The 17,010-nt window shown below is 67.7% G+C and carries 16 protein-coding genes; 5 read left to right on the top strand and 11 right to left on the bottom strand.

The window, feature by feature from the left end; all coding sequences use genetic code 11:
* Positions 1-73: 73 nt before the first annotated feature.
* From plsB to AC5P9L_RS13940, 4 genes are all read right to left on the bottom strand, one after another.
* Positions 74-2,710, bottom strand: coding sequence for a glycerol-3-phosphate 1-O-acyltransferase PlsB (gene plsB / locus AC5P9L_RS13955; RefSeq protein ID WP_005407500.1), 2,637 nt, complete (start codon positions 2,708-2,710; stop codon positions 74-76).
* Positions 2,710-3,663 carry a hypothetical protein gene (locus AC5P9L_RS13950; RefSeq protein ID WP_315974377.1) on the bottom strand — a complete coding sequence of 318 codons (954 nt, stop codon included), beginning with the start codon at positions 3,661-3,663 and terminating at the stop codon, positions 2,710-2,712. Before AC5P9L_RS13950 ends, plsB begins: the two co-directional genes overlap by 1 nt.
* Before the next feature lie 424 nt (positions 3,664-4,087).
* The gene (gene pyrF, locus AC5P9L_RS13945; protein ID WP_005411820.1) at positions 4,088-4,813 is read right to left on the bottom strand and encodes an orotidine-5'-phosphate decarboxylase; all 726 of its coding nucleotides are present in this window, start codon (positions 4,811-4,813) and stop codon (positions 4,088-4,090) included.
* Positions 4,810-5,733: a 5'-nucleotidase, lipoprotein e(P4) family gene (locus AC5P9L_RS13940; RefSeq protein WP_099523768.1), complete on the bottom strand. Its 924-nt coding sequence runs from the start codon at positions 5,731-5,733 to the stop codon at positions 4,810-4,812. The genes pyrF and AC5P9L_RS13940 overlap by 4 nt, the downstream gene beginning before the upstream one ends.
* Positions 5,734-5,834: 101 nt before the next feature.
* Between AC5P9L_RS13940 and AC5P9L_RS13935 the strand changes: the two genes are divergently transcribed.
* Positions 5,835-6,488 (top strand): YceH family protein, encoded by a 654-nt coding sequence (locus AC5P9L_RS13935; protein ID WP_005411818.1) that lies wholly within the window; start codon positions 5,835-5,837, stop codon positions 6,486-6,488.
* Positions 6,489-6,566: 78 nt separating this feature from the next.
* Here AC5P9L_RS13935 and AC5P9L_RS13930 read toward each other — a convergent pair whose 3' ends face one another.
* Both AC5P9L_RS13930 and AC5P9L_RS13925 read right to left on the bottom strand, forming a co-directional pair.
* Positions 6,567-7,091, bottom strand: a complete 525-nt coding sequence (locus tag AC5P9L_RS13930) for a GNAT family N-acetyltransferase (RefSeq protein ID WP_005407495.1) — start codon at positions 7,089-7,091, stop codon at positions 6,567-6,569.
* A gap of 260 nt (positions 7,092-7,351) precedes the next feature.
* Complete coding sequence (locus tag AC5P9L_RS13925; protein ID WP_043035302.1) at positions 7,352-9,328, bottom strand: UvrD-helicase domain-containing protein; 1,977 nt, start codon at positions 9,326-9,328, stop codon at positions 7,352-7,354.
* 99 nt (positions 9,329-9,427) lie between these two features.
* On the opposite strand from AC5P9L_RS13925, the gene AC5P9L_RS13920 reads away from it, so the two are divergent.
* Genes AC5P9L_RS13920 through AC5P9L_RS13910 form a run of 3 tightly spaced genes read left to right on the top strand, consistent with a single transcriptional unit; the run spans position 9,428 to position 11,144 of the window.
* A complete protein-coding gene (locus tag AC5P9L_RS13920) occupies positions 9,428-10,156 on the top strand; it encodes an SEL1-like repeat protein (protein WP_262101792.1) in 729 nt (242 codons plus the stop codon).
* 40 nt (positions 10,157-10,196) lie between these two features.
* Positions 10,197-10,514, top strand: coding sequence for a hypothetical protein (locus AC5P9L_RS13915; RefSeq protein WP_111174128.1), 318 nt, complete (start codon positions 10,197-10,199; stop codon positions 10,512-10,514).
* Between the two features lie 9 nt (positions 10,515-10,523).
* The gene (locus AC5P9L_RS13910; protein WP_005407490.1) at positions 10,524-11,144 is read left to right on the top strand and encodes a thymidine kinase; all 621 of its coding nucleotides are present in this window, start codon (positions 10,524-10,526) and stop codon (positions 11,142-11,144) included.
* A gap of 543 nt (positions 11,145-11,687) precedes the next feature.
* Here the strand turns inward: AC5P9L_RS13910 and AC5P9L_RS13905 are convergent.
* From AC5P9L_RS13905 to AC5P9L_RS13890, 4 genes are all read right to left on the bottom strand, one after another.
* Positions 11,688-13,292 carry an OpgD/OpgG family glucan biosynthesis protein gene (locus AC5P9L_RS13905; protein WP_012478684.1) on the bottom strand — a complete coding sequence of 535 codons (1,605 nt, stop codon included), beginning with the start codon at positions 13,290-13,292 and terminating at the stop codon, positions 11,688-11,690.
* Positions 13,293-13,398: 106 nt separating this feature from the next.
* On the bottom strand, positions 13,399-14,211 hold the full coding sequence (gene mutM / locus AC5P9L_RS13900) for a bifunctional DNA-formamidopyrimidine glycosylase/DNA-(apurinic or apyrimidinic site) lyase (protein WP_043035299.1): 813 nt from the start codon (positions 14,209-14,211) through the stop codon (positions 13,399-13,401).
* Between the two features lie 19 nt (positions 14,212-14,230).
* Positions 14,231-14,563, bottom strand: a complete 333-nt coding sequence (locus tag AC5P9L_RS13895) for an EF-hand domain-containing protein (RefSeq protein WP_043035298.1) — start codon at positions 14,561-14,563, stop codon at positions 14,231-14,233.
* Positions 14,560-15,762, bottom strand: a complete 1,203-nt coding sequence (locus tag AC5P9L_RS13890) for a DesA family fatty acid desaturase (RefSeq protein WP_099523770.1) — start codon at positions 15,760-15,762, stop codon at positions 14,560-14,562. Before AC5P9L_RS13890 ends, AC5P9L_RS13895 begins: the two co-directional genes overlap by 4 nt.
* Before the next feature lie 151 nt (positions 15,763-15,913).
* On the opposite strand from AC5P9L_RS13890, the gene AC5P9L_RS13885 reads away from it, so the two are divergent.
* A complete protein-coding gene (locus AC5P9L_RS13885; protein ID WP_005407485.1) occupies positions 15,914-16,735 on the top strand; it encodes an ABC transporter ATP-binding protein in 822 nt (273 codons plus the stop codon).
* 130 nt (positions 16,736-16,865) lie between these two features.
* Here the strand turns inward: AC5P9L_RS13885 and AC5P9L_RS13880 are convergent.
* Positions 16,866-17,010: integrase core domain-containing protein (locus AC5P9L_RS13880; protein WP_495216051.1), on the bottom strand; the 145-nt coding region annotated here is incomplete at its 5' end.

The raw sequence follows: 17,010 nt of genomic DNA, 5'->3' as shown, positions 1-17,010 counted from the left end.
GTGCCAACCCTGGTTGGCACGGCTGGAAGGTGTGGACCAAGGTCCACACCCACTGCATGGCCCGGCGCTGCCTTCAATCCTGCGGCGCCGGCTCGTCCGGGCGCGCTGCTTCCGGGCTGACCCGTTCGATGGTGTGGCGCAGCTCGCGGCCAAGGATGAACTTGGCGTCCTTGGCCCAGGCATCCAGACGCTCGTCGAACAGCAGCTTGCTGTTCTCGTCCGGCCACACCAGGCGCAGTTCGCGCAGCTTCTGGATGAAGCCACGGAACAGGGTGCGGTCGAAGAACTCCGGCGCGGCCGGTGCATAGAGCAGGCTCAGACGCTGCGCCGCCTGCTGGCACAGGCTTTCCAGCTCGGCCGCACCCAGCACGCCCGGGCCGTTCTTCACCAGCACCGAAATGGCGATGTAGTAGCGCTCGAAGGCCTGCTGCAGCGAGTGGCCGATCGCACGCAGGCGGAACACCTCGTCGGTCTGCCCGGTGTTGCGCGCCAGGATGCCGCCGTCGTCGTCATTGACGTTCTGCAGCAGGCCCTCACGCACGAACACGTTGATGGTCTGGTCGATGCGCTGTGCGAATTCGTCCTCGCTCCACGGCAGGAACAGCTCGGCCTGCAGGAACGGGTACACCGTGCGGCCCAGCTGGACCAGGCCGGTACGGCTCATGCGGCGGTTGTTCTGGAAGCAGCAGGCCACCCACGACGAGGCGGTGAACAGGTGCAGCACGTTGTTGCGGAAGTAGCTCAGCAGCACCGCGGTATCGCCGCTGACGCTGAGCACGTCGCCCAGCGGGTGCTTGATGCGGGTGAGGACGTTGATTTCCTCGGCGTGGGCGATGATCCGCTCCGGCGAGTGCGGGGTCACCGTCACCCGGTCCGAATACGGCATCTCGACCAGCAGCGTCTTGCACAGCTCGATCTGCGCGATCAGGTCGGCCTCGCCCATCGCGTGCTTCGGCGTGGACAGCAGGGCCAGCGCCAGCAGGTTGATCGGGTTGACGTCGGCAGCGCCGTTGATGCGCACCTGGATGCGTTCGGCCAGCGTGTCCACCGTGGTCGACAGCCACGCCGGTTTCTCGTCCTCGGAGACCGCCTCGCCCTTCCACTCCGGTGCCTTCTCGGCCAGTACGTCGTTCAGTGCGATCGGTTCGCCGAAGTTCACCACCACCTGGCCGTAGTTCTGCTTGAGCACCTTGGGGATGCCCCACAGCAGCGACCAGATCGATTCCTTTTCCTTCGGCCGGCCGGACAGTTCGTCCAGGTAGCTGCCGCCCTCCATCAGCTTCTCGTAGCCGATGTAGATGGGCTGGAACAGCACCGGCTTGCGCGGCTGGCGCAGGAACGCACGCAGCGTCATCGAGATCATGCCGCCCTTGGGCTGCAGCAGTCGGCCGGTACGCGAGCGGCCGCCTTCGACGAAGTACTCCAGCGAGTAGCCGCCGGCCACCAGCTGCGCGACGTACTCACTGAGCACGGCCGAGTACAGCGCGTTGCCACGGATCGAGCGGCGGATGAAGAACGCACCGCCCTTGCGCAGCAGGGTGCCGACCACCGGCAGGTTCAGGTTGATGCCGGCCACGATGTGCGGCGGCACGATGCCACGGTCGTACAGCAGGTAGGACAGCAGCAGGTAGTCCATGTGGCTGCGGTGGCTGGGCACGTAGACCACTTCGTGACCCGGCGCGGCGGCCTTGAACTTGTCCAGGTGGTGCACCAGCACGCCCGCATAGATGCGGTTCCACACGTGGCTGAGCATGAAGCTGGCCGAGCGCACCACCGGGCTGGAATAGTCCGCGGCGATTTCCCAGGCGTAGGCGTGTGCCTTCTTCCAGGCATCGGCCGTCTTCGAATTGTCGCGCTTGGCCTGCGCGGCGATCGCTTCGCGCACCGGTTCGGCGGCCAGCACCTGGTCCACCAGCAGGCGACGGGTCGACAGGTCGGGGCCGATCACCGATTCACGGATGCGGCGGAAATGGGTGCGCAGCACGCGCTGCAGCTTGCGTACCGTGCGTTCCGGCTCCAGGCCTTCGTCGATGATGGAACGCAGCGAGATCGGCGGCGCGAAGCGGACGATGGTGCTGCGGCCATTGAGCAGCACCGCCAGCAGGCGGCGGAAGCGGCCGACCAGCGCCCAGTTTTCCGAGAACAGCACCGCGAACCAGCCGCTCTGCTTGTCCGGCGCGCGGCCGACGAAGATCGACACCGGCACCAGGTGCACGTCCAGGTCATCGCGCACGCGATGTGCCTGCAGGACCTTGGCCAGCGAATCGGAATGGGTCTTGGCACCGCGCTGCTCGGGGATCAGCGAATTGCTGGAGCTGCGCCGCGACAGCGCCAGGTAGGCGCGCTTGCGGCCGGTCGGGTCACCGGCCAGCGGCACCAGCGGCGACGGCAGGCCGGCCTGGCGGCAGGCCTTGTCCAGGATCAGCGCGTTGGACAGGCCGTAGTCTTCCAGCACGTACATGACCGGGCGGCCATCGTTGTACTGGCCCGGGTCTTCCGGCTCGATCTTCAGCGACAGCCACGGCTCGACCAGGCGGCCCAGCAACCGTGCCCACAGCGGGCGTCGGCCGGCCGGACGCGCGTGCGCGGGCGGCGGTACCGGGTTCGGGCCGGTACCGGTCGAGGGGGACGCCGGCACCGTATCGGCGGGCGTCGACTGGGATTCTTCGCCGGGGAACGGCAGCGGGTTCTGTTTCGACATCGGCGCCATTATGGCTTAGGCGGCGGCGTTGCCGCTTCCCCACCCTCGGCGGGGGCTTCAGCCGGTGACGGCGACGCAGCGGCGCGGGCCGCCTCGGCCTTGCGCAGCAGCGCGTCGGTGTCGGCCAGGGTGCGGGTCAGGTACCAGTGGCCTTCGCGGCGGCTCAGCGGCAGCTGCAGGCTCATCTCGCGACCGGCGAGGTCGTAGTGCAGGCGTACCAGGGCGTTGTCACCCTCCACTGACAGCAGTTCGCCGCGCACGCTGCGCAACGCGTCGTCCACGCCCAGCCCGTAGCTGCCCAGCACCGCCTTGAGGGTGTGGATGAACGGCGCCAGCTGCGCCAGGCTGCCTTCCATGCCCGCGGCCTGCAGGCCGGCTTCGTCCTCGAAACCGACCTTGTTGGCGGCGCCGACCAGCGCGGCGATGGTGCTGCGTGCGCGGGCCCGGTCACTGATCGGGGCACCCTGCGCCCAGCTGGCCAGGGTTTCGACCAGGGCGATGTAATGCGCCTGTTGGCCAGGCGTATAGCCCTTCTGGTGGCGCAGGTACTGCACACCGAAGTTGCCCATCGATTGCGCGGCCTGGCGAACCGCGCCGGCCTGTCCGGCCAGCTGGCGATCGAAGCTGCGCTGCAGTTCGGCGCTGGCGTTGGGCTTGCGCAGTGCGGCCAGCATCGGCAGCAGCTGGTCGCCCAGCGGCAGTTCGGTCAGCGGCCACTGGCTGTGGCCTTCGGTCCAGGCCTGTTGCAGGCGCTGGTACTGGCTGGGCGGCACCGACAGCTTTGCATAGCCGACCAGATCGTCCTCGGCCAGGCGCAGCGCCATGGCCTGCACCGCCGCGACCGGCTCGGCCGCCGGCTTGGCCGGGTCCTGGGCCGATTCACGACACGCCGCCACGGCCAGCAGCAGCATGGCTGCCAGCCCCCATCCACGCGCAGACCTTCCTCGCACTGCCACGCTCATGCACTCGGACTCCCCGGACCGGTCCGCATCTTGCGGCCTGTGACGTGACAGCGGCAAGCCGGGACGTCACGGTTTCCGCTGTTGCTTGTGCAAGTCACTGATGGGAATAAAAAAAGAGCCGGGATCACGGGGATCACAGGCTCTTCAAACCGGCGCAGGGCCGATGGACAGTGTTGTGGCACATGTCCGGTCCGAGGACCGGATGGCGGCGATCCTACGCTGCCGTTCAAGTTAAGGCAACACTTCACCTATCGTCGTATAAATCATTGATTTTATTGATCCACCTGATGATGGGCGTAAAAGCAATGAAATCTACGGCAGGTTTTGCGGCGATTCGGGCACAACCGCTTGCTGGACGGATGCAGAAACGCCATCCCGCACGGGTCGGGATGGCGTTCGGGCCTGCAGCCTGCGCAACGGAATCTCAGCGCGCAGCCAGCGCCGACGCGATTTCCTGCTGGATGGCCCGCGCCGCGGCCTGCGGATCGGTGGCCAGGCGGATCGGGCGACCAACCACGATGGCATCGGCGCCATCGGCAAAGGCCTGGGCCACGCCAACGGTACGCTTCTGGTCATCGCCGACCGGGCCACCGGGGCGGATGCCCGGGCAGACGATCGAGAACCCGGCGCCGGTAGCGGCGCGGATCGGGCCGGCTTCCTGGCCCGAGGCGATCACGCCATCGATACCGGCCGCCTGCGCGGCCAGCGCGCGTTCGACCACTACGTCCACCGGTTCACGGTCGATGCCCATCTGCGCCAGGTCCGGGCGGCCCATCGAGGTCAGCACGGTCACCGCCAGCAGGCGCATGTCGCTGCTGTTGGCGGCGGCGCAGGCTTCCATCATCGCCGGGTGCCAGCCGTGGATGGTGGCGTAGCTGACCGGCCACTGCGACAGGCGCTTGATCACCGCCGCGGCAGTGGCCGGGATATCGAAGAACTTCAGGTCGACGAACACGCGCTTGTCGCGGCGGGCCAGCTCGTCCAGCACCTGGAAGTACTCGCCCGACGCCAGCAGTTCCATGCCGATCTTGTAGAACGCCACGCTGTCGCCGAGGCGGTCGACCCACTCCAGCGCCTGCGCGCGATCAGGCACGTCCAGCGCGAAGATCAGGCGCTCGTCATCGCGCAGCGGCAGCGGCGCGCGGCTCACGGCGCGTAGTCCAGGGCTGCGCGCTTGGCGTCGTGGCGGGCCTGGCGCGACTGGCTGTAGTCATTGTTGAACTGCGCCGGCTCGAAACCGCCGTAGGTCGGGTTCGGCAGCATCCACCAGCGCTCGCCGAACCAGTCGTGGTACTGCTGCTGCAGGGCGTCACGGCCTTCGTTGGTGTTGGCGGTCACTTCCACGAAGTCGCCCAGCTGGTCGCCGAACTGCATCAGCACGCGGTACTTCTGCCCGGCCAGGCGGCGGCGGCAGTTCTTCTCGCTGCCGGCCTGCTCGCAGCCTTCGACCACGGTGCCCAGGCCCAGGAACACGCTGTCATCGGCCACCGGCAGGCCCTGCTCGCGCAGGTTGGCCAGGGTCGCGTCCTTCAGGTGCACGGCGCGGTTGGAGATGTACAGCAGGGTTACGCCCTTGGCGTTGGCGGCCTTGGCGAAATCGACCACGCCCGGAATGGCCTTGGCCTTCTTTTCGGCCACCCACTGGTCCCAGCTCAGCTCGTCGTATTCCTTGCCGTCGCGCACCAGGCGCGCCTGGTAGGGCGAGTTGTCCAGCACGGTCTCATCCACGTCCAGCACCACGGCCGGCTTCAGGCCCTTGGCCTCGTTGCCGCGTTCCTCCGGCACCAGCGCATCCCAGTGCGCTTCCTTCAGCGCGGCGTCCAGGTGGTCGGCGGCGGCGCGGTAGGTCTGCTCGGTGATTGCCTTGTACTCCTGCGCGCGCTGCATCCACAGCACGGCGTTGAGATTGTCATTGGCGGTCGCATCAAGCGCGCCATCAGCCTTGGCAGCGGCGGCCGGGGCCTCCGGGGCAGCGGCTTCGGCAGCAGGCGCATCCACGCGCTTGCAGGCGGACAGGCCCAGCGCCGCAGTGGCGAGCAGGGTCAGGGACAGGGAAACGGGACGACGCATGGATTCACCGGCAATCAGATATACCGGCGCATTTTACCGGCAAAGGCGGCCCCGGGACGGCTATGCTTGGCGGTTGACCCGTTGCCCTTCCGGAGGCCGCCATGACCGATTCCGTCCAGACCCCCGACGTCCCCCTGCTCGACGCCGTGCAGGCCCGCCTGCTGGGCTGCCTGGTGGAAAAGGAGGCGACCACGCCGGACACCTATCCACTGACGGTCAATGCCGCCCAGTCGGCTGCCAACCAGAAGACTGCCCGCGAGCCGGTGATGAACATCGATGCCGGCAGCGTGCAGCACGCGCTGCGCCAGCTGGAGGCGTTGGGCCTGGCCCGCCAGCACTTCTCCTCGCGCGCGGACCGCTACGAGCACCGCCTGCAGGCCGCGCTGGACCTGACCCGGCAGCAGACCGTGCTGCTGGCGCTGCTGCTGCTGCGTGGGCCGCAGACGCTGGGCGAACTGATCACGCGCAGCGAGCGCCTGCACCGCTTCGCCGACGCCGACGAAGCCCGCCACGCCATCGAGCGCCTGCAGCAGCGCGCGCTGCTGGTGGTGCTGCCGCGCGCCAGTGGGCAGCGCGAAGACCGCTACATGCACCTGCTGTGCGGTGAAGTGGACGGTGCGGCGCTGGCGGCCAGGTACGCCAGCAGCGGCGGTGGCAGCAGCGATGCAGCCGACCCGGGCCTGGCCGAGCGCGTGGCCCAGCTGGAAGCGGCCGTGGCCGAGCTGCAGGCGCAGCTGGCCGAACTGCGCGGCTGAGGGGGTGGGTGCCGACCGTTGGTCGGCACTGCATCTGAATCGTGCCGACCAACGGTCGGCACCTACCAACATCAGGGGTCAGACCTGCGCCGCACCCGGCGTGGCATACAACCGGCTCGGGCTGTCCACGCCCGGCAGCTGGATCACCCCCCGCTCCTGCATGCCCAACCCCAGCAGGATCTTCCCGGACACCACGTTGTCCAGATCGGTGATGCCATACAGATCCTGCAGGCCCAGCCCAGCGCGCGCATGCGCGAACACTGCCCGCGCCGCCTCACCGGCATAGCCCTGCCCGGCGAATTCCGACAGCACCGCATAGCCGATGTCCGGACCCGGCAGCCCATCACGCCGTACCAGCCCGGCATTGCCCAGCCAGGCACCATCGGACAACCGCTCGATGGCATACATGCCAAAGCCATTCAACGCATAGCTGTGCAGCACACGCAGCGCGATGTAGTCCCGCGCCTGCTCCTCACTGCGCACATTGCGGTCGCCAATGAAGCGCACGAAGCCCGGATCATTCAACAGCGCCAGCATCGGAGCCGCATCGCGATCAGGCTCGATGGCACGCAGGCGCAGGCGTTCACTCTCGATCGGTTGCACAGGTGGACCTCCAGCCGAAAGCCCGATTCTGCCTCAACCCCGCCTGCTGCTTTTGATTTTCTTTGCATTGCCGTGGAAGGAAGCGCCCGGCATCTGTCAGAGGCCGATCGGGGTGGGTTCGCGGGGGTATCCGCGCCATGGATGGCGCGGCTAAGCCCCCAGGGACGGGTTCATGGCGTCCCTCGCGAACCCACCCCGATCGGCCACACTGCGGAACCAACGCGTGCTCCACCACGGAGGGGCGGCGCCGTTGGAGCGCCCTAGTCGAACAACGCCTCGATCGCCGCCAACCCCGCACTCGCCCGTTCCTTCTTGCGCGCCGCATCGGCCACCGGATCAGCGCCATCACGCTGGATCTCCTCGGCCGGGATCTCATCGAAGAACCGGCTCGGCTTCAGCCGCACATGCTCACCGAACTTGCGCGTCAGCTTGCTGTAACTCATCCACAGCTGGATCTTGGCGCGGGTGATGCCCACGTACAGCAGCCGCCGCTCTTCCTGCAGGTTGCCCTCGTCCAGGCTGACCTGGTGGGGCAGCACGCCATCCTCGCAGCCAACGATGAACACGTACGGGAATTCCAGGCCCTTGGAGGCGTGCATGGTCATCATGCGCACCTGGTTGCCACCCTCGTCCTTGTCGCTGCGTGACAGCAGCGCCAGCTGGCCGGCCAGGTCAGCGGCAGTGGCGCCGCGCGGGCCGCCCTCGAACCACTGCGCCAGTTCCTCGATGTTGTTGGCGCGGCGCTGGTAGCTGGCCTCTTCCTTGGCCTGCTGGCGCAGTTCGCTGAGCAGGCCCGATTCCTTGGCGACCTTGCGGATCATGTCGCCCGAGGTGACCTGGCGCATCTGCGCGCGCAGGTCGCGCAGGATGTCGGTGAAGCGGGCCAGGCTGTTGGCGGCGCGAGGCGGCAGCTGCTGCAGGGCGCCGATCGCCTCGGCAGCCTGCGCCATCGGCATGTCCTTTTCCTGCGCCAGCTCGGCCAGCCTGGCCAGCGTGCCGGCACCGACGTCGCGCTTGGGCGACTGCACCGCACGCATGAACGCGGTGTCGTCGTCTGGATTGACCAGCAGCCGCAACCAGGCCAGCGTGTCCTTCACTTCCTGGCGCTCCAGGAACACGGTGCCGCCGGTCAGGTGGTAAGGGATGCGCAGCAGCTGCATCGCCTTTTCCAGCGGCCGTGACTGGAAGTTGCCGCGGAACAGGATGCAGAAATCACTCCATGGCACGTTGCGCGACTGCGCCACGAAGGCGATCTCGGCCGCGACCTTTTCCGCTTCGTGTTCGCTGTTGCGGCACTCCCATACGCGGATGCGTTCGCCGTCGGCCTGGTCGCTCCACAGCTTCTTCAGGTGCTCATGCGGGTTGTTGGCGATCAGCGCATTGGCGGCGCGCAGCACGCGGTTGGAGCAGCGGTAGTTCTGCTCCAGCTTTATGATCTCCAGCGTGGGATAGTCGCGCCCCATCTGCTGCAGGTTTTCCGGATTGGCGCCGCGCCAGGCGTAGATCGACTGGTCATCGTCACCCACGCAGGTGAAGTTGCCCTTATCGCCGGCCAGCTGCTTGAGCAGCCGGTACTGCGCGTCGTTGGTATCCTGGCATTCGTCCACCAGCAGGTAGCCGATGCGCTCGCGCCAGGCCAGCGCGATCTCCGGATTTTCCTCCAGGATCTGCACCGGCAAACGGATCAGGTCATCGAAGTCGACCGCATTGAAAGCCGTCAGGCGCAGCTGGTAGCGCTCGTAGACGCTGGCTGCTTCCTTCTCGCGGTTGCTGCGCGCGGCGGCCATCGCCTGCTCGGGCGACAGGCCGGCGTTCTTGGCGCGCGACACCAGGTTCTTCATGTCCTCGATATCGTCGGGCTTGGCCCCGTACATCAGGTCCTTGATCTGCGCAGCGGCATCATCGGCATCGAAGATCGAGAAGCCACGCTTCAGGCCCACGGCCGCGTGTTCGATCTGCAGGAACTTCAGGCCCAGCGCATGGAAGGTGCAGATGGTCACCTCGTCGGCGTCCTGCTCGCGCAGGCGCTTGGCCACACGCTCGCGCATTTCCTTGGCCGACTTGTTGGTGAAGGTGATCGCTGCGATGCGGCGTGCCGGGTAGCGGCCGCTGCCGATCAGGTGGGCGATCTTTTCCACGATCACGCGCGTCTTGCCGCTGCCCGCGCCGGCGAGCACCAGCAACGGACCTTCGATATGCAGGACGGCGGCGGCTTGGGGGGGATTGAGACCGTGCATGGGAATGGGATTGTAGCGGGGCCGCAGCGGGCGGACCTGACTTGCATGCACACCGTTCCTAAGCTATTGATTCGCCACCGGAGCACTGGAGCCAGGTGCATGCGCCCGACCGCCTCTGCCGCCCTGCTGGGCACCCTGCTGTTGCTGCTGGCGCCGTTGGACGCCCGCAGCGCGGACTGCGCGCCCGATCCTGGCGCATCGTTGCGGTCTGCGCTGATGACCCAGGGCTTCCTGCAGGCTCATCCTGACCTGCACTGGCGCGAGCTGGGCCTGCAGTCGTGGCGACAGGGCCGGCCCGATCATGCGCTGGTGCGCTTCAAGCGGGCAGCCGCGCACGCCGACAAGCTGTCGCAGTCGCTGGTCGCGCGCATGTACCAGGAGGGCACGGGTACCGCCCCTGATCCGGTGCTGGCCTACATCTGGATGGACCTGGCCGCCGAACGCGGCTACCGCGACCTGCTGCTGGAGCGCGAGCGCTACTGGAACCGCCTGGATGCCGCGCAGCGGCAACGGGTGCTCACCGAAGGGCCGGCGCTGTATGCGGCCTACGGCGATGCCACGGCCAAGCCACGCATGGAGGCTGCCATGCGCGTGGACCGCCGCCGCTTGACCGGCAGCCGTACCGGCTGGGTCAGCTCGATGCTGCAGGTGGAACTGTCCGACGGCCCGGAAGCCGGCTGGCCGACCCGTGGCGATGACTACTATCGGGATGCGTACTGGGACCCTGCAGCGTACTGGTGCATGCAGGACCGCATCTGGGAACAGGAGTTCCGCGGCCGCAGCGTCGAGGTCGGCCCACTCAGCCCCGTGGGAGGCGCGGGGCGCTGACGTTCGTATTCCATGGTCATTGCCAGGAGGGCGATCAAGTATGAAAGCGAAGCACGCTCCACGCTTCTGCCTGCTGCTGGGCCTGTCGATGGCCGCTGCCGTGACCGCCAGGGAATGCCCGGTGGAGGCCCCGCGGCAGATCCCGCCTACCGTCCTGACCGGAGGCTTCTTCGATGCCCATCCGGACCTGTTCTGGCGCAGCATCGTGACGCCGGGCAGCATCGTCTACGACAACGACTACTGGCGCGCCGCCGACTACTGGTGCCTGCAGGACAACTACTGGCGCCCCGCGCTGACCCCCAGCGTCGAGATAGGACGGCCGGACGCGGTCCGCGACGACAAGGCGGTGGACGACTAGAATTGGCCGATGGCCAAGCTCTATTTCTACTATTCGGCGATGAACGCCGGCAAGACCACGACCCTGCTGCAGAGCGCGCACAACTACCGCGAACGCGGCATGCGGGTGGCGATCCTGACCCCGCGCCTGGATGATCGTGCCGGCGCCGGCGTGGTGGCCTCGCGTATCGGCCTGCGTGCGGACGGCATGGCCTTCGACCGTGACACCGACCTGCAGCACTGGGTCGAACAGGACCTGGCCGCCAACGGCCCGATGGGCTGCGTGCTGGTGGATGAAGCGCAGTTCCTCACGCGCGCCCAGGTCTGGCAGCTCAGCGAGGTGGTCGACCAGCTGCGCATTCCGGTGCTGTGCTACGGCCTGCGCACCGATTTCCGCGGCGAGCTGTTCGAGGGCAGCCAGTACCTGCTGGCCTGGGCCGACGAGATGCAGGAGATCAAGACCATCTGCCACAGCGGGAAGAAGGCGACGATGACCGTGCGCGTAGACGAACATGGCCATGCGGTGAAGGATGGCCCGCAGGTGGAGATCGGTGGCAACGACCGCTACGTGTCGGTCAGCCGTGCCGAGTTCAAGAAGATCACCCGCGGGGAAGGGCGGATCGATCCGGCGCAGGCACCCCTGCCGCTGTAACGGGTGTTCTTTTGCAGGGCTTGCAGCCCTGCACCCGCGGTAGTGCCGGCCGCTGGCCGGCAACAGCAACAGCAAGAGCTGGCATTGCGTGTGATGGCGGGGCGGTGTCGGACTGCGGGGACGCTGCAAGTACGTCCCTGTAAGCTTGGCAGCCGCATCCATGCGGCTGACACCCCGCACTCCGACACCGCCCCACCTCTGACAGATCCCCGCAGCTGTTGGTGGGTGCCGACCGTTGGTCGGCACATCTGTCAGATATCGAAATTCATCTATCGAAATTCATCTGGGTCAGAGCCCGTTGCGCAGCAACGGGATCCGACCCCGTGCTCCGACAGATCGCGGAGGTCTGTCGAAGGCGGGGTGGGTCCGGTGGCGGGAGTGTCCGCGGCATGGATGCCGCGGCCAAGCCCCCATGGACGGGTTTACGGCGTCTCCCGCCACCGGACCCACCCCGCCTCCCCACAGGAAACCAGCTTCTGCCGTTGCTTCGGCTCTGGCCTCTGCAGGTGCAGGGCTGCAAGCCCTGCAAACCCAACACCCCTCTCAGTACAGCGTGCGCTCCGGCGCACCCGCCGGCGGCGGGGTGTACTGGTACAGCCAGGTCTCGGTCAGGGTCTTGCCGCCACTGCGCAGGAACAGGCGGATGTCGATCTGCTCGGTACTGCCCTCCGGCGGCACCAGGTCGAACATCGCGCGGTAGCCGTTGATCTCGCGCAGCGGACGCGCCGACACGATCTCGACCCGGCCGCGGCTGGCTTCCACCACCGCCTCGACCTCGCCCTTGTCGATCAGCCTGGCCAGCTCGCCACCTTCGAAGTCCACCGCGAAGCGCCAGCTGAAGTACTCGCGCTTCTTGCCGACCACGCCACCCAGGCCGGTGCGGCTGGCCACGCAGTGCGCCAGCGGCGGCCGTGCCGGCGGTTCGGCACCCCAGTACAGGCGGTAGCCAACCAGCAGTTCCTGGCCCGGCTGCGGTTTTTCCTTGGGGTTCCAGAACGCCACGATGTTGTCGAAGGTTTCGTCCACGGTGGGGATCTCCACCAGCTGCACCGAGCCCTCGCCCCACTCGCCCTTCGGCTCCACCCACAGGCACGGGCGCTTCTCGTAGAACACGCCGTCGTCCTGGTAATGGTCGAAGTTGCGGTCGCGCTGCAGCAGGCCGAAGCCGCGCGGGTTGCGGTCCACGAACATGTTGAAGCGCAGGTTGCGCGGGTTCAGCAGCGGCCTCCAGATCCATTCGCCGGCACCGGTCCACAGCGACAGGCCGTCGGTGTCGTGGATCTCCGGGCGCCAGTCCCAGGCCATGCGGCGGTCGTTCTCACCCACCTGGTACATGCTGGTGCACGGGGCGATGCCCAACCGCTCGATCGCCTTGCGCGGGTACAGCGCGCTGTCGATGTCCATCAGCAGCACGTCACCATTGGTGATCGCGAAGCGATAGGCGCCGGCCACGCTGGGCGAATCCAGCAGGCCGTAGACCACAATCGTGTCCGAATCAGCCGAGGGTTGTTCCAGGTAATAGGCGATGAAGTCCGGGAATTCCTCCGGCTTGCCCATGCCGGTATCGATTGCCAGGCCACGCGCGGACTGGCCGTACTGGCCTTCCTTGCCGACGGCGCGGAAGTAGCTGGCGCCGAGGAAGGCGGCGAAATCGCGATCGGTGTCCTTGCGGGTGTTCAGGCGGAAACCGGCGAAGCCGAGATCGGCCGGCAGCTCGCCGTCCTTGATGCCGCTCTTGCCGTAGTTGAAGGCCGCGCCGTCATAGGCCAGCTCCTGCGCCTTGCCGTCGACCACGTCGAACATGCGCACCGGCGAATGGAAGTACAGGCCCAGGTGGAAGAACTTGGCCTGGAACTTGCCCGGCTGGTCGGCCCACAGCGCATGGTCCTGGCGGTAACCGATCGATTGGTACTGGTCCCAGTCCAGCCCTTCCAGGCGGCCCGGCAGCACCCGCTTGTGGCTCTTGTAGGGCGCCTGTGCCAGCGCGCGCGCCTGGCCCTTCAGGGTGGCGAAGTCGAACGGCTGCGGTTGGCCGAGGCGGCGCAGGCCCATCTGGCCGCTCCTGCTGGCCGCGCACGCGGGCAGGGACGGCAGGCCGAATGCAGCCAGGGCGAGGGAGGCATTGCGGATGAAGTCGCGTCGTTGCATGCAGGCGCGTCAGGCACAGAGGGGAAGGTCGGCCATCATAGGCAGACAAACGTTAACGGGCAGCGGAGACGTGCCCTGCCCGTTCAGCTGCCGCTGGCCGCCCGCCTCAGCGCTGGCAGCGGCTGCACCAGACGCTGGCGCGCTGGCCGATGGTGGCGTGCTTCAGCGCGCGGCCACAGTTCGGGCAGGGCAGCCCGTCACGGCCGTACACCAGCAGTTCCTGCTCGAAGTAACCCGGCGCGCCATCGGGGCTGATGAAGTCACGCAGGGTGGTGCCACCACGGGTGATGGCGTAGCCGAGGATCTCCTTCACCGCATCGGCCAGCCGCTGGTAGCGCTCGCGCGAGATTTTCCCGGCCTCGCGCAGCGGACTGATGCCGGCCTTGAACAGGCTTTCGGCGGCGTAGATGTTGCCCACGCCCACCACCACCGCCTGGTCCATCAGGAAGGTCTTCACCGGCGCGCTGCGGCCACGGCTGCGGGCGAACAGGTAGTCCCCGTCGAAGGCATCGTCCAGCGGCTCCGGGCCCAGCCCCTGCAACAGCGGGTGGACTTCGCCGGCCGGCTGCCAGAGCAGGCTGCCGAAACGGCGCGGGTCGTTGAAGCGCAACAGGCGGCCGTTGTCCAGGCTGATATCCACATGGTCGTGCGCGCGCAGCGGGGTGTCGCCGGGCAGCACGCGCAGGCTGCCGGACATGCCCAGGTGCAGCACGGCGCTGCCGATGGCGGTGTCCAGCAGCAGGTACTTGGCGCGACGGCGGATGTCCTCGATGCGCTGCCCCGGCAGCAGCTCGGCCACTTCCGGCGGAATCGGCCAGCGCAGGTCGGCGCGGCGCAGGATCACGCCGTGCACGCGGCGGCCCTGCAGGTGCGGCGCCAGGCCGCGGCGGGTGGTTTCGACTTCGGGCAGTTCAGGCATGAACCGATTCTACGCCCGCTCAGCGTGGCGGCGCCGCCAGTTCACGGGCATCCAGGACGCCATCACCGTTGGCATCCTGCTTGTGGAAGCGCTGCACGATCACCTGCCGCTGCTGCTCGCGGCGGATCGCCCTGCCCTTGCCACCGGGCAGCTCGTCGGCGCTCAGCACGCCATCGCCATTGCGGTCCATGCGGTCGAAGGCATACAGCATCCACTGCACGTACTCGGCCTCGCTGACCTTGCCGTCGCCATCGCTGTCCATCCGCTGCAGGTAGCTGGCGGTATCGGTGACCTGGGCCAGCGCCGCACCCGGCAGCAGCACCGCCAGCAGAACGCCGTACCCTGCCCTCACGCGCCCACCAGGCTGTAGCCCTTCAATCGCGCAGCGTAGGCCTGCAGCGCCGCGATTCCGCTTTCCTCGGCCTCGCGGCACCAGGCCTGCAGCTGGTGCAGGCGCTCGGCGGCATCGTGGCCGCGGGCCTCGAGCAGCGCCGCCAACCGCGCGCGGTACTCGACCAGGGTGCGGATGCGCGGGCGCTGTGCCACCCATTCGCTGAGCTGGGCACGACTGTCCGGCTTCAGCCAGCGGCCATCGTTGACCAGGCCACGGCGCAGCCGGCGCGGCAGCAGGCGCCGCAGCTTGGCCCCAGCGTGGGCGGCTTCCTCGCGCAGGGCCGGCATGAACACGTTGCGCTGGTAGTCGGTCATCGCCTGGAAGCGGTGCGAGAGCAGCGCCTTCAGGGTCTCGGCATCGGGCACGGCGATGTTCGGGCGTACGTCCATGGCCGGTGCAACGCGAAGCACCTTGGCCAGGCGCAGCGCCTGCAGCAGGCGGATCGCACTCCAGCCGATGTCGAATTCCCAGCGCCGCATCGCAAAGCGCGCCGAACTGGGGAAGGCATGATGGTTGTTGTGCAGCTCCTCACCACCGATCCAGAACCCCCACGGCGTCAGGTTCGTGGAGGTATCGGCCGATTCGTAGTTGCGGTAGCCCCACCAGTGGCCCAGGCCATTGACCACGCCCGCGGCCCAGAACGGGATCCACGCCATCTGGATCGCCCACAGGGCCACGCCGGGCAGGCCGAACAGCACGCTGTTGATCGCCAGCAGCAGCACCGGGCCGAGCGTGGCGTGCGGGGTATACAAATGGCGCTCGATCGCATCATCCGGGGTACCGCGCCCGTACTGATCGATGTCCGCGCGCATGCCGCGTGCTTCCCGGTACAGCTCCACGCCATGCCAGAACACCGTGCCGATGCCGCGGGTGACCGGGCTGTGCGGGTCGTCCTCGGTCTCCACCTTGGCGTGGTGCTTGCGGTGGATGGCCACCCACTCGCGGGTGATCATCGAGGTGGTCAGCCACAGCCAGAAACGGAACACGTGGGCCAGCGCCGGGTGGAAATCGACGCCGCGATGGGCCTGGCTGCGGTGCAGGTACAGGGTCACCGAGAAGATGGTGATCTGGGTGAAGACCAGCAGCACGCCCAGCATGGCCCACCAGCCGAGGCCGAGCACACCACCGGTCAACAGGGACATCAGGGCATCGGGCATGGCGGCTCTCCGTATCGACGCGGGGATGGCAGACATCATGGGCGCTTGCGTTGCAAACTGCATCCCTGCGGCGGTGATTGCCACCGTCATCCGTGGCACCGTTCACAGTTGGGGACCTGAGTTGTCGAGCCTTGATCCACGCGCCAGCACCATGGCTGCCGCTCCGTCTGTTGCGGAGCTGCCCCCCTTGATCGAACTGGACCGCGCCACCGTGGTGCGCGGCCAGGTGAAGGTGCTGCACGGGCTCAGCCTGCGCATTGCGCAGGGCCAGCACACCGCCCTGCTCGGCCCCAACGGCTGCGGCAAGTCGACCTTCATCAAGCTGATCACCCGCGAACTGTATCCCCTTGCACAGGGAGACGGCTCGGTGGCGGTGAAGGTGCTGGGCCAGAACCGCTGGCAGGTGGACCGGCTGCGTTCGCAGCTGGGCATCGTCACCGGCGACCTCAGCAGCAATCTGGCCGACATGCCCGGGCTGACCGTGGAACAGGCGGTGCTGTCCGGCTTCTTCGCCAGCTACGTGGTGCCGGCCTTCCGCGAAGTGACCGCCGACATGCGCACGCGCGTTGGCGAGACACTGGCGATGACCGGCGCCCTGTCCCTGCGCGAACGCGCCTATGCCGAGCTGTCGGCCGGCGAGACCCGCCGCGTGCTGATCGCCCGCGCGCTGGTCAACCGGCCGCAGGCGCTGCTGCTGGACGAGCCATCCACCGGGCTGGACCTGGTCGCCCGCGAACAGCTGGTGGCGACCATGCGGGTGCTCGCCCAGCAGGGCATCACCCTGGTGCTGGTGACTCACCACATCGAAGAGATCATTCCCGAGATCGAACGCGTGGTGCTGCTGCGCGACGGCCGTGTGCTGGCTGATGGCACCCGCGCCGAACTGCTGCGCAGCGCGCCGCTGTCGGCGGTGTTCGGTGGCGCGATCACCGTGTGCGAGCAGGAAGGCCGGCTGACCGCGTACGCGGGGTGAGGCGGAGCCCTCGGGGAAACAAGGGGCCTGGAAACCGATAGGCCTGGGAGACCGACGGCGGTAGAGTCGACTGTTGGTCGACTATCGCGCGCAGCGCGGGATCTTTGCGATCCAGGCGAAAGGCAGTCGACTAACTGTGTAAACCCACCACGTTGTTCAGCGGGATTCTGGAAATAGGCGGTTGGCTGCCGATCCCCATGTGGGGTCGGTGCCAGTTGTAGTAATGCAGCCATTCAGGCAGCACGGCATCACGTTGCTCTGACGAAGCGTACTCG

Source organism: Stenotrophomonas sp. YJH_SMC_64 (genome assembly GCF_059371375.1).
This window is presented reverse-complemented; position numbering and strand designations above follow the sequence as displayed.

Bases quoted from the DNA above. Each gene is read 5' to 3' on its own strand.
- plsB (WP_005407500.1), bottom strand. From the start codon at position 2,710: ATGGCGCCGATGTCGAAACAGAACCCGCTGCCGTTCCCCGGCGAAGAA.
- AC5P9L_RS13950 (WP_315974377.1), bottom strand. From the start codon at position 3,663: ATGAGCGTGGCAGTGCGAGGAAGGTCTGCGCGTGGATGGGGGCTGGCA.
- AC5P9L_RS13940 (WP_099523768.1), bottom strand. From the start codon at position 5,733: ATGCGTCGTCCCGTTTCCCTGTCCCTGACCCTGCTCGCCACTGCGGCG.
- AC5P9L_RS13935 (WP_005411818.1), top strand. From the start codon at position 5,835: ATGACCGATTCCGTCCAGACCCCCGACGTCCCCCTGCTCGACGCCGTG.
- AC5P9L_RS13925 (WP_043035302.1), bottom strand. From the start codon at position 9,328: ATGCACGGTCTCAATCCCCCCCAAGCCGCCGCCGTCCTGCATATCGAA.
- AC5P9L_RS13920 (WP_262101792.1), top strand. From the start codon at position 9,428: ATGCGCCCGACCGCCTCTGCCGCCCTGCTGGGCACCCTGCTGTTGCTG.
- AC5P9L_RS13915 (WP_111174128.1), top strand. From the start codon at position 10,197: ATGAAAGCGAAGCACGCTCCACGCTTCTGCCTGCTGCTGGGCCTGTCG.
- AC5P9L_RS13910 (WP_005407490.1), top strand. From the start codon at position 10,524: ATGGCCAAGCTCTATTTCTACTATTCGGCGATGAACGCCGGCAAGACC.
- AC5P9L_RS13905 (WP_012478684.1), bottom strand. From the start codon at position 13,292: ATGCAACGACGCGACTTCATCCGCAATGCCTCCCTCGCCCTGGCTGCA.
- mutM (WP_043035299.1), bottom strand. From the start codon at position 14,211: ATGCCTGAACTGCCCGAAGTCGAAACCACCCGCCGCGGCCTGGCGCCG.
- AC5P9L_RS13890 (WP_099523770.1), bottom strand. From the start codon at position 15,762: ATGCCCGATGCCCTGATGTCCCTGTTGACCGGTGGTGTGCTCGGCCTC.
- AC5P9L_RS13885 (WP_005407485.1), top strand. From the start codon at position 15,914: ATGGCTGCCGCTCCGTCTGTTGCGGAGCTGCCCCCCTTGATCGAACTG.